Genomic DNA, 17,280 nt, shown 5'->3' with positions numbered 1-17,280 from the left:
ACATATGCAACCAACAAAACACAACTGGACAAAAGAGGAGATCTCTGCCATATATCATAAGCCTTTTCTTGATCTTGTCTATGAAGCGGCCAGCATCCATAGAGAGAATAAAGATTACAATGAAGTTCAGGTGAGTTCTTTAATATCGATAAAAACAGGTGGTTGTGCAGAAGACTGTTCGTACTGTCCTCAAGCGGCCCGCTACCATACTGATCTTCAGGTTCAGCCATTAATGCAGGTTAGCCAAGTGGTAACTGCAGCTTTAAAAGCCAAAGAAGGCGGAGCTTCACGACTCTGTATGGGCGCTGCCTGGAGAGAAGTTCGGGATAACCGCGACTTCGACCGGGTCATTGATATGGTTAAAGCGGTAAACGACATGGACATGGAAGTTTGTTGTACGCTTGGAATGTTAACTGAACACCAGGCACAGCGGCTGGCGGATGCAGGTTTGTATGCCTATAACCATAATATAGATACTTCTGAAGATGATTATAAACGTATTATCTCTACGCGTACTTACGATGACCGTTTAAACACTATTAAAAACGTTCGTAAAGCTAAACTCAGCGTATGCAGTGGTGGGATAATTGGCCTGGGCGAAACAACAGAAGACCGCGTTTCAATGTTGCAAACACTAGCCAATATGGAAGTCCATCCAGAATCAGTGCCAGTAAACGCTTTGGTTCCAGTAAAAGGCACTCCACTTGAAGATCAACCTAGAGTGCCTATTTGGGATATGGTCAGAATGATCGCAACTGCTAGAATAGTAATGCCTAATTCAGTAGTACGCCTTTCTGCCGGAAGAAATGAAATGAGTACATTAGAACAAGCCTTTTGCTTCATGGCAGGCGCAAGTTCTATTTTTGCAGGGGATAAGCTACTTACGACGCCTAATCCTGCTTTTGTAGATGACATTGCAATGTTCGAATTGTTAGGCCTTAAAACACGTGATGCCTTCAAAAATGGCAGACCGCTTAATACTATAACTACTCAGGAAGAGATTACAGCTATATAGCTGTAATTCTCGTTTCTACATTTCCTCTGGTAGCTTTGGAGTAAGGACATCCTTTATGCGCCTTATCTGCAAGTTGCTGAGCTTCTTCCCTGGAGATACCCGGAATATGAACATCCAGATCTGCTGACAACAAGTAGGCATTGCCATCCTGATTGAAAGAAACTTGGACATTTACGGTTGCTTCAGAAACGTCTACTCCATCTTTTTCGGCGACAGATCCTAGTGCACCAAGATAGCATGATCCCCATGCTGCTGCGAACAGCTGCTCTGGGTTCGTTGCACCACCTTGTCCACCTAGTTCTCTTGGCTTTCTGATTTCAAAATCAATAACACCGTCACTTGACTTCACATGACCATCTCTACCACCTGTGGCCGTTACTGAGCCAGTATATAACTTTTCCATAATGTTGCTGTTTAATAGTTGTAGTTAAAACACAAGAACCGACTTATAGTTTCACAGCTTGATCTTTTCTGACAGTTTAAAGATATCATAAGACACCTTTTGAATAAGTTCAAACTGCTCAAAAATTACGACTCCGCCATTTTGCTCTGAATCAGGTACAATAGAATGCCTGATTAACGGAACATTGCTTAATTCTTCTTTAGGCTTAAGTAAATTGTCCGTTGAAAGATTTAGTAAGTAAGTAGTGTTTTGAATAATCGGTTTCAATTGCTCAAAATCACCGTATACAAAGGAGTGATCTTTGCTATAAAGTGACAGAGTGGCGATGTACGATGACAAATGATGGTTAAGTGCCGTAAACTGATGTAATTCTTTAATCATGATTTGCTTGCTCTTTGGCTCAGAAAACATACGCTGGAACAAGGATGCCAGGTTAGCTGATGCAACATAAACCTCTTTTCGCGCAACCTTATAATTCGTGAAATCCGTTACCTTTTCGCTGTAAAACAAGGTGACCTCCTGAAAATATTGAAGATTTGCTTTCAGCATATCAAGCATTCCTTCTTTCAACTTTTCATGCTCCCAATTAGGGAACAAAGAATAACTCGCTAATAAAGCGATACCCGAACCGATCAAAGTGTCATAAATCCGCTCTCTGGCTACTGAAAGGCCGCCCATCCCGAGAAAATCAAACAGTACCAAAATATAGGGCGTCATAAACAACACACTGACTACATAATTCTTCCTTTGGAAACTGTAGCAGCCAATCATACAGATTAATAAAATCACAAAAAGGGAGTTCCGGTCATGTACGTACATGATAATGCCCATTCCAATAAAAGCACCGGCGACTGTACCGATCAATCGCTCATAATTCCGTTGTTTTGTTAAACTAAATCCAGGCTTTGAGATCACTAATATTGTGAGTAAAATCCAGTAACTATGCGAAAAGCTGAAACTTTTAGCGACGACGAAACCAATCAGCATGACAATCGCCACCCTCAGCGAGTGCCTAAAAATGGACGAGCTAAAAGTCATATTCTCCAGCAATTCCTTGAAATCAATACTCTTTCTAGTTACAAACCGATCGACTTCAATATCTCTTGCCTTAAGATTCTTTTTCTCTTTCTTATTGAAGTATCCATTCACGGTTCTTATCCGGGAAATGATATTTTCAATATTGACTTCAATATTTTTTAATGCAATGATTCCTAAGGTAGAATATCGTCCATCGGTATTACTGCTTTCTAAAATAATAATCTCTTCCTTAAGCTTAGCAACTTCGGTAGACATTGATTTCGGTAGGATAGGGGTGCCCCCGGTTTTTAACGCAAAAGCGTTGTCTTCCAACTCGTCTGCAATATGAATAATCACTTGTTCATAACGCGAAAGTATACCTGACTGATCAAACTGCTCATGAAGTTGTTGATAATTGTAATAAGTTGACATGATTTGCTCGAAAAGATCAACCATGTCAACAAAGACCAATAGTAGAAATCGGCCTTCAGGTGTAGAATCTCTAATGATCTCTCGAGTCCGAAAAAGCACATCCCGCACAGCATCTTGCTTTTCATGCACCAGTGCTTGCAACTGCAGCAATTCTGCATAGTTCTTATCGTAATCTGTGTTTTGGTGATAGAATTTAGCTTTCGCCCTTAGAAATTCACTAATCTCATGTATGGAATCGCTAAGCGTTTGCTGCACAATTCTAAATGGTCGCAAACGGTAAAACAAGTAACTCAAACTGGTGTACCAAAGACTTCCTGCAAGTATCAGTGCTGAATACAACAATACTTCATTCCATGGTCTGATGTCATCAATGCTTAACACCATAATCAGCAACGACGCGGTTCCAACAGATGCAGCTCTTAAGCCATATACAAAGAACATGGAGAACACAAAGCTGCAGATCACCAATAATATTCCAATGAAATAAATATTACTATTGCCTAGTCCGACTACTAAAGAAATAACTGAAATCAATCCGGTGGTGACCAGCATAGCATTTCTGCGGTGAACTATAGGTCCGGGAGAATCAACAACGCTAACGCAAAGTGCACCTAACGACAAAGTCATTCCGAGTTTGAGCATTCCAAACTGCGCAAGGATCAATGAGGGACAAAGTACACCAAATGTTATCCTTAAACCATCTGCTACATAAGTGCTAAGCAGGAAGTCCTGAATGCTTCTAATGGGTCGGTGTAACATTATAATAAATGTCCTATAATTAATATTATGTTAAGTAGGTATTCTAGATATCCAGGGTTGCACCTACTTGCCAGACAATTTAAAACTCTTCCAGTTTAGACTTCAATTCCTGAACCTTGTCTAACTTATTCTTTCTGGTATAGATCTCGATTAACAATTCTACAGTAGACTTATCATTTTGATTAATCTCATGCGCCTGCAATAAAGCTACTTCAGCACGATTAATAGAAGCTGAAAATTTCTGACCACTATCCGGTGCTTTAGCTTTCAAAGCTTCGTTCGCAGAATCTACATACGCTAAACCTAATTGATATAAAGCATCGAAGTAATTTTCATCCAATTCTAATGCTTTATTATAAGCCAGCTCTGCTGTAGTGTAACCGGCAGCTTTTTGATGCAAGTAACCGTATAAGAAGAACAATAATTTATTATTGGTCGTTACCTTCAGATTCTGTTCTATCGTCCTGATTGCTTCAGGATATTTCTCACTGTCTAGAAGTAAATTGATGTAGTCATTGGTAAGATTACCATTATACGGGTTAACCGCAATTCCCTCTTCTAAGGACTTTATCGAATTATCGTGCTCGAACTTTGAAGTATACAATTTTGAAAGCGTCTGGAATATTGCCGGATCTTTAGCTCCATTATCCTTTGCTCGTTTAAAGTAAATTAAAGCGTTGTCAAATTCACGGATATTTTGTGCCGACAAGGCGGTGTTGATTGCTAACGAAGTATCTTTTGGGAAAAAGTCACTAACCTCCTTCAGCAAATTAAAGGCTAAGGTAAAGTCATTGTTTTTAAACGCTGTATTCGCCTTATTTTGTTTCTTAATGTTAATGTTATACGTAGATGCCTCAATTAAGCGGGCATTGTCCTGAAACTTATCTATTCTCTTTGCAGAGTCAATTGCATCTAAAGCCATTCCGTAAAAGCGGTCGGAATTTCCTTCATCCGGATCAAGGATAGAAATGTAAGAACTGATATAAGCTTTAATGGCCCAGGTTTCTGGCCACTTCCTTGTTTTCTTATCATTTTGGGCAATCTCGGCAGCCTTAACTCCTTCGCCTAAAATATCTAACTGTGCCTTGTTATCCTTTTTGTTATTGATAGCAACTTGAAGTTTACCAATGCTATTACGTGCAATCTGTAGTTGACTTTTTTGAGAAAAAGCACTGTTAGTGCTTACGACTACCAGAAATACGATGGTTAACAGAGATATCTTTTTCATATATCAAATCTAAAAAAAAAGAGGGATTTTTTTGTCCCTCTTTTCATTCAATCTTATTTTTTGTCTAATGCAATTAGCAGCTTGCTCATTGCTTCATAATTTGGTGTGTCGCTCTTAAAGCCATAAATGGACTTTAATTTATCAACCGCATCAGCGTACTTTGGATCAATCTCCAGTGCTTTTTTGTAGTATGGTAATGCCAGATCAATGTTAGCCATCATCTTAACACTCATATCATCATACTCTTTCTTTTTCTTTTGGTCAATACCATTTCTTTTATCTTGAAGCGTCAACGCTTGTTTGAAGTAAGTTTCACCAATATAATACTGATAAACAGCATTCTTTGGATCTTTCTCTGCAAGCTTTTTCAACATTTCCTGAGATTTAGCTACGTCACCTTTCTTAGTATAGTAATCAGTAATACGTCCAATAAACGCAGTACTATCTGGATATTTGGCTGATGCCTCATTTAAAACTTCCAGATATTTTGCACTATCTTTTAAGTTCGTACCAGTGATATCAACGATCTGGCTATAAAGAGAATAAGAATCTTTATATCCTAAGTCGATTGCTTTTCTATAGCTTGCTACTGCCTCAGGATATTTTTCCGATAAACGGGCAACTAAACCTGCATTCACGAACATTGAAGTGTCTTGCGGATTTTTAACGGTCATTGCATTAAAAGCATTATATGCTGTTGCATAATCTTTCTTTTTATAAGCAATCATCCCTCTGTTCGCTACTGCATTATCCACGAAATCCTTCGCGTCTTTAACATCGTTCTCAACTGATTTATCCTTCTTCACATTCAAGGCTTCTGCCTTAGTGATCGCTTCAGAAGCAGCCTGTTGTTTAGCAATCGAATTCTGAATGTCAGCAGTATCGATTAAAGAAATTCTCGAAGCAATTAATGCTCTGATTGACCATGCGGTTGGCAAATCTTTTGATTTCTCATGAGCAATCGCAAGATCCGTGTGAGCGAAACCAGCATTAAGTATTGCTAGATCCTGAGCTAAAGTCGCTTTAGGTTTCTCTTCTTCTTTCTTTTTATCTGCGCTAACTTTCATTTTGCTAGCTAGAGCTCCTAAATCAATTTTAACAGCGTTTTGGCTGTTAGCATAATCCATCCAACTCTTTTTGGCAGCTTCAATTTCTGCCTTTTGCGCATTTGCAAGTAAAGCTGTACTGGCAAATATCAAACTTAAAAGTACTTTCTTCATCTTAATTATTGTTTGTTCTACAGTTATGTTAGTTATTCGGTTTCTTCTTCCTGATCATCTTCAGCCTCTTCGTCGTCTACATCTTCACCTTCAGCATCTTCAATTTCAGCATCTTCAGAAATGTCATCAGCAGCCACAATCTCATCTCCTTCGGCCTCAGGCACTGCTACAATTGCATCTTCGTCAATCTCGGCATCGTCTTCATGTTCAATCTTAGCTACAGATGCAATGGCATCGTTACCTTTCAAATTAATCAATCTAACGCCTTGAGTAGCTCTTCCCATCACCCTAAGATGACTTACAACTATGCGAATCACGATACCCGACTTGTTGATGATCATAAGGTCATCTGCGTCAGTAACGTTTTTAATCGCTACTAAATTACCTGTCTTCTCGGTAACATTAATGGTTTTAACACCCTTACCACCTCTGTTAGTAACGCGGTAATCATCAATATCAGTACGTTTACCGTAACCTTTTTCTGATACTACCAGCACAGTTGCTGACGAATCCTCTACAGCAATCATGCCAACTACTTCATCCTTATCGTGAGCCAGTGTAACGCCCCTCACTCCTGTCGCAGTTCTGCCCATCGGTCTAACAGTAGCCTCATTAAATCTAATGGCTCTTCCAGAACGTAAAGCCATCACAATTTCGCTCGATCCAGTTGTCAAACTCGCCTCAATCAGCTGATCACCTTCGTTAATGTTAATTGCATTTATACCATTCACCCTTGGTCTTGAATACGCCTCTAGCGACGTTTTCTTAATGGTGCCCTTCTTGGTACACATGATGATGTAATTGTTCTCCAGGTACTCCTGGTCCTTAAGATTTTTAACCTTGATAAAGGCCTTGATTTTCTCTTCCTTAGGGATATTAATGATGTTCTGAAGCGCTCTTCCTTTACTTAATCTGGAGCCTTCTGGAATTTCATAAACTCTCAACCAGAAACAACGACCAGCCTCGGTAAAGAACAACATGTAATTATGGTTAGATGCAATCAATAAGTGTTCAATGAAATCCTCATTTCTTGAGTCACTACCTTTTGATCCTTTACCACCTCTTCCCTGAGTACGGTATTCCGTTGCCGGGGTGCGTTTAATGTATCCTTCATGAGAAATGGTGATTACAACGTCTTCATCCTCGATGAAATCCTCCATGCTCATATCTTCCGCAGAATGTATGATCTGAGTCCTACGCTCATCGCCGTACTTTTCACGCATCTCAGCCAATTCGTCTTTAATGATTTGCATACGCAAACCCTCATCGTCCAGGATAGACTGTAAATACTCGATAGTTTTCATTAACTCTTCGTACTCTTCTTTGATCTTATCACGCTCCAGTCCAGTCAACCTGCGCAAAGTCATATCAAGAATCGCTCTTGCCTGAATGTCACTCAGACCGAATTTCTCCATCAATCCCACCCTTGCTTCCTCAGGTGTGTTTGAAGCGCGAATTAATCTGATCACTTCTTCAATATGATCTAAGGCAATCAGTAATCCTTCTAGTATGTGTGCACGTTTCTTAGCTTCTGCAAGCTCAAATTTTGTACGCCTTACGACAACTTCATGTCTGTGTTCAACAAAGTAATGGATCAGGTCTTTCAGATTTAACATCTGTGGACGCCCCTTTACTAAAGCAATGTTATTCACACTGAATGACGTTTGCAAAGCTGTTTGCTTAAACAGGTTATTTAAAACGATTGAAGCGTTAGCATCTCTTTTAATCTCATAAACGATCCGGATACCATCTTTATTAGACTCATCCTTAATCATGGAGATCCCCTCCAACTTCTTCTCATTAACAAGCTCCGCGGTACGCTCAATCATCATCGCTTTATTCACCTGATAAGGGATTTCGGTCACGATGATTGTTTCACGGTCTTTGTTGGTTTCGATTTCTGCTTTCGCACGCATCATCACTCGACCTCTACCAGTCTCAAATGCTTCTTGTACGCCTGCATAACCATATATAATAGCTCCAGTAGGAAAATCTGGCGCCTTAACATACTTCATCAACTCTGGAATGGTAATCTCGTTATTGTCAATGAAAGCTACAGTGGCATTGATAACCTCTGTAATGTTGTGTGGCGGCATATTTGTAGCCATACCAACCGCAATACCAGAAGAACCATTAATCAGTAGATTTGGTACTTTTGATGGTAAAACCGTAGGTTCCGTTAGGGAATCATCAAAGTTCAATTGAAAATCAACTGTATCCTTGTTGATGTCGGCAAGCATATCTTCAGCAATCTTTTGGAAACGGGCCTCCGTATAACGCATTGCTGCCGGAGAATCACCATCTACCGAACCAAAGTTTCCTTGTCCTTCCACCATCAGGTACCTTAGACTCCACTCCTGAGCCATCCTTACCATCGTATTGTAAACCGAAGAGTCACCATGCGGGTGGTACTTTCCAAGAACCTCCCCCACAATACGGGCAGATTTTTTATAAGGTTTATTATTCGCTAAACCCAGATCAAGCATACCATATAATACACGCCTGTGTACTGGTTTCAATCCGTCGCGTACATCAGGCAAAGCCCTTGATACAATTACCGACATCGAATAATCGATGTAGGCCGACTTCATTTGCTCGTCAATATCTATTCTTATTATTTTGTCGTTTTGTTGATTATCTAAATCTTCAGCCATAAATATTAATGTTCCTTAAGAACGTTGAAATTTGGTTATACTGTAACCTTGCGAATCTACTAAAAAAACTGCCAACAAGACGAAATGTTGAAAGATTTTAAACCCAGTCGATACCCTTTTTCAACTTGCTTAAAGTCTCGGATTCTGAACTCCCTACCGCCGGTTGATGGTTGTAAGCCCATTTAGCCATCGGAGGCAAACTCATTAATATAGACTCTATCCTACCATTGGTCTCCAAACCGAACTTGGTGCCTGAATCATAAACGAGGTTAAATTCGGCATATCTGCTCCTACGTAAATACTGCCATTCCTGATGTTCTGGTGTATAGGTAAGGTCTTTATTTCGGTCTATAAGCTCAGTATAAACGGGAGCAAACGTCTCCCCTACAGCGATGGAGAAATTCAAGATCTCTTCATAACTCAAGCCCGTATTCTCTGGCTTTAAACGATCATAGAATATGCCGCCCACACCCCTTGTTTCGTCACGGTGCTTGATAAAAAAGTAATCATCCGCCTGTTTCTTAAATTTAGGATAAAACGAAGCATCAAAACTATCGCAGGTTTGCTTCAGCAGATGGTGAAAGTACCTCACATCCGTATCCACAACGTAATGAGGAGTCAAATCAATTCCTCCTCCAAACCATCTTGTCTGCTCATCCATCTCGAAATAACGGATGTTCATATGTATAATTGGAACGAAAGGATTGGAAGGATGCATAACGATCGAAACCCCTGCAGCAAAAAACTCATCACTTTCAACTTTAAAAGCCTTTTTTATATTATCTGGAAGCTTACCATGAACAGCAGAAAAGTTTACTCCACCTTTCTCAATTACATTTCCATTTTGCATGACGCGCGTACGACCGCCCCCGCCTCCGTCACGAGACCATATTTCTTCTTCAAACTTCGACTTCCCATCAGCAAGCTCCAGATCCTGACAAATCTCGTCCTGAATCCTCTGATAAGCAGCTACTACTTCATCTCTAAACGCCATAATCTTGATTGAACTCAAAGTTAACCTTTATGGAAATTTAAAAGATCAAAACTGCCAGATAGTACAATCTTCTGACACTATTCTTCGGTGAAATTTAAGTCCCTTCCATAGGTCTCATCAAGATTGTATAACGCGATATAAGCGATCGATACTGTAAGCACAGCGACGATTAAACCTGAATTAACCACACCAAAATGGCTAACTAGAAATTGAAACAGTAAGGTCACAAGAATCAAAGAGCCTCTAACCATATTCGGAACACTTGTCGTCACAGTAGCCCTTAAATTTGTACCAAAATGCTCTGCAGACATCGTCACAAAAACTACCCAGTAACCCGTAAACAATCCAAAGAATAAACAGAGCACATAAAACTGGTTTGCAGTCCAGCCTGTATTCAAAAGATAAACTAGCATGGTAATAAACGTTAGCGTAATGGAAACAAACACCACTTTCTTCCGGGTCTTAAAGATCTGACTTAGGGCACCACTCGCAAAATCTCCCAGTGAAATCCCAATATAGGTGAACATCACCCCCTTGCCATTATCCAGTACATCAACCGCCCCTAAGGCCTTTCCAAAGACTGGTGCAATGCCTACCAGGATTCCAACGACATACCAAAGCGGTACGGCGATTAAAATACAATTCAAATATTTAAAGAAGCGTTTTCTTGTCGCAAAGAGCATAAAGAAGTTTCCCTTCACCACATCCTTCTTCGCCATCTTCTCAAACATGCCCGATTCAAATACGCCAAATCTCAATAACAGAAGAATAATCCCTAGTCCGCCACCTACAAAAAATGCTGTTCTCCATTCAAAAAGATCCCCAACAATATACGCTCCAACGGCACCCATTAGCCCGATACCAGCAACCATCATCGTACCGTATCCGCGGTTTTCTTTACTCATGCTCTCGCTAACCAGCGTAATGCCGGCACCAAGCTCTCCCGCTAGTCCGATTCCTGCTATAAACCTGAAAAGTGCATACATAGGAATGCTCGTAACAAAACCGTTAGCAAAATTGGCAATAGAATACATGATGATGGAACCAAAGAGGACTGACAGACGACCCTTTTTATCGCCTAGAACACCCCAAAAAATACCGCCAATTAACAACCCGGCCATTTGCCAGTTCATTAAAGACAATCCTGTTTCTGTAATTTTATCCGCTGGCACACCCAGTGCGGCGAGGCTTTTATTCTTAATGATAAGAAATAGAAGGAGGTCGTAGATGTCGACAAAGTAGCCTAGAGAAGCTACAAGAATGAGGAAGAAGAGCTTTTTGTTATTTTCGGTAGCACCCATAAAAGGTTTATTTGGCCGATGAAAATACAAAAAAAGCGTTAGCAATAACAATCTTAGATCAGACTATTATTACTAACGCTCCTATTAACACTAAGCAAATAATTACATTGGCTTAATGGTAGTATCAGGAGGTGTAGTTCTGGTAGTATCAACTGGTACTGCTGTTGTATCTACTGGAGTAGTTGTTGAATCTGTCATAGTGCTATCTGCACCGCCAGAAACACTTTTCGTTGAGTTACATGATGCTGCTGCGATCATTATAGTTCCTGCTAAAGCAAGATTTAAGATTATCTTTTTCATAATTTGGGGTTTTTCACGCGTTTTACTGCAAAAGTAACAAGGTCGTCCCTATTAAGTTTTAATTTTTTTAATAATCGCCAATAACTTTCAGATATTTAGCCATCATGATCGTTTCCGAAAGAACCCTTAAATGGGGCTTATGCCTTTACCCGCCAATGCTCTTCCAAAGGATATGGGTAAAAAGATTCCACAAAGGATTTAAAGGAGTGGATGTCAAAATAAACAAAAGCCTGTTCAATAAAAATTATAATAACTCCATATTCGGCGGCACCATATACGCTGCTACCGATCCTTTTTACGCGCTATTGTTCGACCAGCTGCTACAAAGGGAGGGATTTAAGGTGAGGGTTTGGCTTAAGAGTGCCTCCATTCAATACCTTAAACCTGGACGTACTGATCTTTTTTTTACAATTACTGTTAGTGACGACATGTTAAACGAAGCTATTCTGGCGTTAAGGACATCGGGTAAGTTTATAAAAGCCTACCCAATGGAGATAACGAATTCAGCCGGAGAACTTTGTGCAACCGTTATTAATGAAGTTTATATTAGAAACCTGCATCTTGGTGAACAGCCTCGTATTGCGTATTAACTATCGGGAGGATATAATTTGAACCTGAAAAAATTGATTTTACAGGGTGAAGGAACGACATTAGACTTTAAGAAAACAATCACCAGCGTAGAAAAGATTGCGAAAAGCCTAGTGGCTTTTGCGAACAACAAAGGCGGGCAATTGCTTATTGGCGTAGCCGATGATGGGGTAATAAAGGGCGTTAAGTCGGAAGATGAAGAGCGCTACATGATCACTAAATCTGCGCACCAGTATTGTAAGCCAGCGATCGAACCGGAGTTCGAGGAGATATACATTGATCATAAGCTTGTGCTGGTTGTGAAAATCGCTGCAAGCGACACGAAACCACACTATGCCTTAGATGAACAAAAGAAATGGTGGGTCTATTACCGGGTAAACGACAAAAGTATTCTTGCCAGTAAGATCATTGTAGATGTGATTAAGAAAAGTAATGAAAACACTACAAATGTGATCAGGTATACCGATCAGGAGCGACAGCTTTTCGAATTCTTAACCAGGGAAGGTAGAATTACGTTAAAGCAGTTCAGTAAGCTTACGCGTAGCTCCTACAAACAGGCACAAACGGTACTGGTAAGTTTAATACTAGGTGGAATCATTAAGCCCGTTACTTCAGAAAAAGAAGAGTATTACATCGCAGTTTAATGTCAGGCTTAGCATAAAATTTCCGACTTTTGCCAAAATGTTGAGCACTTTTTTCAATAAATACAAACCTTACTATAAGGATAACCTGCATCTTGCCTTGCCAATCGTGGTTTCCCAACTCGGACATACGCTTGTTCATTTAGCAGATAGCGTTATCGTAGGTCACTTTGCGGGCACCATCCAGCTCGCCGCAGTCTCTCTTGTAAACAGTATTTTTATGCTGATCCTGGTGCTGGGTATGGGGCTATCTTATGGACTCACGCCCCTAATTGCCAGAGAAAACGGCAGTCAAAATTATGACGAGTGTGGAAAGTTACTATCGAACAGCTTGATCATTAATTTTATAACATCTATTATACTTTATGCCCTTGTGCAACTTGGCTCCTTACTCGTCATAGATCATATTGGTCAATCGCCCGAAGTTGTCGCCTATGCTAAACCTTACCTCGCCTATCTTGGGTTTTCTATCATACCGCTGATGATCTTTCAAACGTTTAAGCAGTTTACAGAAGGACTTGGTTTTACAAAACAGGCGATGTACATCTCCATTTGGGGGAACGTCATCAACGTCATATTGGGAGTGATATTTGTCAGAGGCATGTTTGGCATTGCTCCAATGGGAGTTAAAGGAGTAGGTTTAAGTACACTTGTCGACCGGATACTTATGGCAATTGTGATGTCCACTTATGTGATGCGCTCCGTCCACTTCAAAAAATATATTCAAAGCTTCCGGGTGACTTTCATCGACCGGATCCGGGCATTAAAGATCATTAAAATAGGTGCTCCGGTAGCGCTGCAGTACTCATTTGAAATTAGCGCCTTCAGTGGTGCGGCAATTTTAATTGGAACAATTGGAGCGATAGAACAGGCAGCTCACCAGGTAGCAATAAACCTTGCCGCGGTAACCTATATGATGGCTAGTGGCATTGCATCTGCAGCAACCATTAAAACTGGTAACAATCTTGGCAAGGGAAACTTCCTAGATCTTAGAAGATCAGCCATTGCTAGCTACCATGTGATCATTGTTTTTATGGCGGTTACTGCAGTGTTCTTTACTTTAGCGAATGGTCTGCTGCCCTACATCTATACTAACGATCAGGCAGTGATAGGCATTGCAGCTCAGCTCCTTATCATTGCCGGATTCTTTCAACTGTTCGATGGCACTCAGGTGGTAGGCTTAGGTATCTTAAGAGGCGTCGGTGATGTGAACATCCCTACGGTAATCACGTTTGTAGCCTACTGGATCATCGGCATACCCCTGGCTTACCTGTTAGGAATAGTCTGGAATATGGGAGTTAATGGAATCTGGTATGGCCTGACGTTTGGGTTACTAACCGCTTCAGTGCTGCTGTTTTTCAGGTTCCAACAGAAGACCAGACTGCTAAGAGAAGTAAGTAAAGCAGCATAAACACCCCCCCCGCCCCATTTATTTCTACTTTAAATTTGATTATCCAATAACTTCTTCTAATATTGCCTACTAAATCTCTAGGACTAATATATGATTACCCCCGATACAGAGGAAACGACCACAGTTGATAACACATACCAGGAACGCAAATGGAGAAAAATAGCTTACATCTGCTTGTTTATACTTACTGCGCTCTTCCTTGGAATCGCTGCCTATACCTATCTATCCTACGATATCGTTAAAACTTTTGGCCAGGATTTCTACGCCCAGCTTGATGATAAGTTTTACTACATGCTACTTGTCGGTTTCTTCGCGCAACTCGTAGACGGCGCCCTGGGTATGGGATACGGCGTAATTTCAACGACCTTACTTATCTCCGGCGGACTCAATCCAGCAGTGATTTCCGGGAGCATTCATACCGCCGAAATGTTTTCAAGTGGAGCATCCGGCTTCAGCCATTATCGTTTTGGAAACGTAAACAAGAAGCTTTTCAAAACGCTACTTATCCCGGGTGTCCTGGGCGCAATTGCAGGGGCATTATTGCTCGGCTATGCCGGAGAAGAATTTTCGAAATGGATTAGACCCGTTATATCGTTCTACACGCTTCTACTGGGAATTAGAATACTATCCAACGCATTTAAGAAGCAACAAAAGCCACAAAAAGTGAAACGTGCGGGTTGGCTTGCAGGTGCCGGTGGCTTTTTGGACTCCTTTGGGGGCGGTGGCTGGGGCCCGCTCGTTACATCAACGCTAATTTCCAAAGGACGTACTCCCAAATACGTGATCGGTTCGGTCAGTTTAACGGAGTTTTTCGTGACCATGGCCAGTGCAATTACATTCTTCTTCATCCTCGGCGTGAGTCATTGGCGATCCATTTTAGGATTGATCATCGGAGGAGTATTCGCAGCACCAATAGCAGCGAAACTTGTCGGTAAACTACCAATTAAAAAGATGTTTATCGGCGTGGCGGCTATCGTTATTATCTCTAGTTTACGGACCATCTGGATGTCCATTTCAAAAATGTGATAAAAATGTTAAATCCTTAGTTATTTTCAAACTAATGGATAAATTTGCCGGTAACGCAGATGGCAAACTCAACACTTAAACAACACGCCTTCCGGACATTTCAAAACTATAGGTGGGTTCTTCATCTTGTCTTTTGGCTGATTTTATTTGCTGGGTTTTACTTGAACTATACCAGTAACGCAAACTTAAAAAAGCCGGTTTACGACAACAACACGCTCTTCGCCGTTCTCTTAATGCGATTTCTTGTGTTTTTTTTCGTTGCTTATACTTTTTTGTTCTTCGTAGTACCGCTTTCCAAAAAACGAAACAAGTATACCTATTGGTTCTCTCTTCTTGGCGGAATCCTTTTCTGGTACCTGGTGTTGGTAGTGGCCCTTACAGTGATCTTGAAGTCAGTTACCCTTCCTCAAACTGCTGAAACCAACACCTTTTCACATCTTCTAATCAGGCATTATCCGAGTTATCTGTTCTTTTTATGTGTCTTCATCGCCTTCTACTATTTTGTTGACATCTACGACCAGCAAAAAAGCTTAAAGCAGTTACAAGCGTACAAAACTCAAAAGATTGCCCTCGAAAGTAGTTTTTTGAAGTCTCAGATCAACCCGCACTTTCTATTCAATACTTTGAATAACATTTATGCACTGAGCATGAAAAAGTCAGGGCAAACAGAGGTAATCATTGAAAGGTTGGAGTCTCTTTTACATTACATGCTTTATGAATGCAAAGCCGACCTTGTTCCACTCGAAAATGAATTTAAATTCACAGACAGTTATATTGCGTTAGAGAAATTAAGGCACAGAGATGACCAGTGTGCAGTTTCTGTTCAGATTAATGGAGAGATTGGCCTTCAGAAGATCGCGCCTCTGCTGTTGATCAACTTTCTGGAGAATGCGTTTAAACATGGCACCAAGACGAGTTTTGGAAAGTCATGGATCAACCTCCAAATTGATATTTCGGAAGATTTCATCCACTTTAAACTTCAAAACAGTAAGCCGTTTGACCAGGTAGGCCAGGCGATCACTGAATATAAAGGCGGTATTGGGCTGAAAAATGTGAAGCGCAGGCTGGAGATTTTGTATCCGCTAAGACATGAATTGGCCATCAATAGCCTAAAAGACAGATTCGAAGTAGACCTTTCCATAAACCTCTAGCGCATGGCAGACATTGTAGAATTAGAGATCAATAATAAGAACCGGCTGGTATATTTCGCAAGGTACCGCTGGGTTGCGCATGTTGGTTACTGGATCTGGGTGCTCGTTGTCGGCACTTTATTAGCGGTCAAAGTACCGATCACTGCGTCCGTTCTTTTCAATCACTTTTTCCTGGACAATCTCCTGATCGCGTTCTTTTTCTATACGTATTGTCTCTACCTCATCCCCTACTTTTTTAAGCGAAATAAAAACGTCTTATTCTGGTCAATCGTATTAGCTGCCTATTTAATTATACCCGCAATTGATGTAGTATTCAATAAAACCTTTGTCCATTTAAGTATCCGGAGAAATACCAATCCCAGTTTCATAGCCTCTTATGTCTTGAACTTAAGTAACTACTTACTTAACTTCCTGATATTCTCTATGATGCTTTTCTTTATGGAAAAGAACGAAGAAGGACACACGGATTCTGAAATGGAGAAAGAACAGCAGGAGATTGAACAAGTAAAACTTGATATGCTGAAGACAAACATCAGTCCTGATTTCTTAATGAGATCTTTGGCCCAATTGAAACAATCGGCTGCAGACCAGGTGGAAAGTACCCCTGAGGCGATTCTTACCTTTTCAGATCTTTTAAGGTACCGTCTATACAGCAAGCACATACAGTGTGCAAAATTGAAGGAAGAGCTTGATGCTTTAAACAGCTTTATTCATTTCATAGACTTAAACAAGCATAAAAATAACCTGACCATCAACCTGGAAACACAGGGAGACCCCGGAGATAAGTCAATTGCACCTTTGGCACTTGTTAATATTTTAGAACCTTTCTGTAAGACACATTCCAATCAACCTGTTGTGCTGAATATGATTCTTTTGATTGAAGAAGAAAGTGTACTGTTGGAAATGGACTATAGCCTTCGTGCCAACCCAGTCCTCATTGCAGACCTTCAGGAATATGGAGATAATTATAAACAGTTATATGGAGGAAGCGTCCAATTTCACTTTGAAAATTGTGAGGAGGAACGTTGCCTGATCAGTCTAACCCTACCGGTTCAGCAAGAGGCGTAGAACCATCCCTTTTTTTATAAGCCCCGTCATCAACTTAATGGAGAAATACAGGTAATAGTGTATAGCTATTTC

15 protein-coding genes are annotated in these 17,280 nt (G+C 40.6%); 7 read left to right on the top strand and 8 right to left on the bottom strand.

What is annotated here, in order from left to right; genetic code table 11:
* Positions 1–4 precede the first annotated feature (4 nt).
* Entirely contained in the window at positions 5–1,015 is a 1,011-nt protein-coding gene (gene bioB / locus WKF66_RS13990; protein ID WP_489675088.1) for a biotin synthase BioB, read from the top strand.
* Here the strand turns inward: bioB and WKF66_RS13985 are convergent.
* From WKF66_RS13985 to WKF66_RS13950, 8 genes are all read right to left on the bottom strand, one after another.
* On the bottom strand, positions 1,008–1,418 hold the full coding sequence (locus tag WKF66_RS13985) for an organic hydroperoxide resistance protein (protein ID WP_489675087.1): 411 nt from the start codon (positions 1,416–1,418) through the stop codon (positions 1,008–1,010). The genes bioB and WKF66_RS13985 overlap by 8 nt on opposite strands.
* A 51-nt stretch (positions 1,419–1,469) precedes the next feature.
* The gene (locus tag WKF66_RS13980) at positions 1,470–3,626 is read right to left on the bottom strand and encodes an FUSC family protein (protein ID WP_489675086.1); all 2,157 of its coding nucleotides are present in this window, start codon (positions 3,624–3,626) and stop codon (positions 1,470–1,472) included.
* Positions 3,627–3,705: 79 nt separating this feature from the next.
* A complete protein-coding gene (locus WKF66_RS13975) occupies positions 3,706–4,854 on the bottom strand; it encodes a tetratricopeptide repeat protein (RefSeq protein ID WP_489675085.1) in 1,149 nt (382 codons plus the stop codon).
* Between the two features lie 53 nt (positions 4,855–4,907).
* Positions 4,908–6,074: a tetratricopeptide repeat protein gene (locus WKF66_RS13970; RefSeq protein WP_489675084.1), complete on the bottom strand. Its 1,167-nt coding sequence runs from the start codon at positions 6,072–6,074 to the stop codon at positions 4,908–4,910.
* Between the two features lie 32 nt (positions 6,075–6,106).
* A complete protein-coding gene (gene gyrA / locus WKF66_RS13965) occupies positions 6,107–8,728 on the bottom strand; it encodes a DNA gyrase subunit A (RefSeq protein ID WP_489675083.1) in 2,622 nt (873 codons plus the stop codon).
* A 97-nt stretch (positions 8,729–8,825) separates the two neighbouring features.
* Positions 8,826–9,722, bottom strand: a complete 897-nt coding sequence (hemF, locus tag WKF66_RS13960) for an oxygen-dependent coproporphyrinogen oxidase (RefSeq protein WP_489675559.1) — start codon at positions 9,720–9,722, stop codon at positions 8,826–8,828.
* 77 nt (positions 9,723–9,799) lie between these two features.
* Complete coding sequence (locus WKF66_RS13955) at positions 9,800–11,023, bottom strand: MFS transporter (protein ID WP_489675082.1); 1,224 nt, start codon at positions 11,021–11,023, stop codon at positions 9,800–9,802.
* 102 nt (positions 11,024–11,125) lie between these two features.
* Positions 11,126–11,323 carry a coproporphyrinogen III oxidase gene (locus WKF66_RS13950; RefSeq protein WP_489675081.1) on the bottom strand — a complete coding sequence of 66 codons (198 nt, stop codon included), beginning with the start codon at positions 11,321–11,323 and terminating at the stop codon, positions 11,126–11,128.
* Between the two features lie 104 nt (positions 11,324–11,427).
* On the opposite strand from WKF66_RS13950, the gene WKF66_RS13945 reads away from it, so the two are divergent.
* The 6 genes from WKF66_RS13945 (at position 11,428) to WKF66_RS13920 (ending at position 17,208) form a co-directional block, all read left to right on the top strand.
* Positions 11,428–11,913, top strand: coding sequence for a DUF4442 domain-containing protein (locus WKF66_RS13945; protein WP_489675080.1), 486 nt, complete (start codon positions 11,428–11,430; stop codon positions 11,911–11,913).
* Between the two features lie 18 nt (positions 11,914–11,931).
* Positions 11,932–12,555, top strand: a complete 624-nt coding sequence (locus WKF66_RS13940; protein ID WP_489675079.1) for an AlbA family DNA-binding domain-containing protein — start codon at positions 11,932–11,934, stop codon at positions 12,553–12,555.
* A gap of 37 nt (positions 12,556–12,592) precedes the next feature.
* Entirely contained in the window at positions 12,593–13,963 is a 1,371-nt protein-coding gene (locus WKF66_RS13935) for an MATE family efflux transporter (RefSeq protein ID WP_489675078.1), read from the top strand.
* A gap of 90 nt (positions 13,964–14,053) precedes the next feature.
* Positions 14,054–14,989, top strand: coding sequence for a sulfite exporter TauE/SafE family protein (locus WKF66_RS13930; RefSeq protein WP_489675077.1), 936 nt, complete (start codon positions 14,054–14,056; stop codon positions 14,987–14,989).
* A gap of 59 nt (positions 14,990–15,048) precedes the next feature.
* On the top strand, positions 15,049–16,140 hold the full coding sequence (locus WKF66_RS13925; protein WP_489675076.1) for a sensor histidine kinase: 1,092 nt from the start codon (positions 15,049–15,051) through the stop codon (positions 16,138–16,140).
* 3 nt (positions 16,141–16,143) lie between these two features.
* Positions 16,144–17,208: a histidine kinase gene (locus WKF66_RS13920; RefSeq protein ID WP_489675075.1), complete on the top strand. Its 1,065-nt coding sequence runs from the start codon at positions 16,144–16,146 to the stop codon at positions 17,206–17,208.
* Positions 17,209–17,280 lie beyond the last annotated feature (72 nt).

This window comes from Pedobacter sp., assembly GCF_037719805.1.
Lineage (GTDB): Bacteria > Bacteroidota > Bacteroidia > Sphingobacteriales > Sphingobacteriaceae > Pedobacter.
Note: the sequence above shows the minus strand (reverse complement) of the source record. Positions and strands in the feature narration are given on the sequence as shown.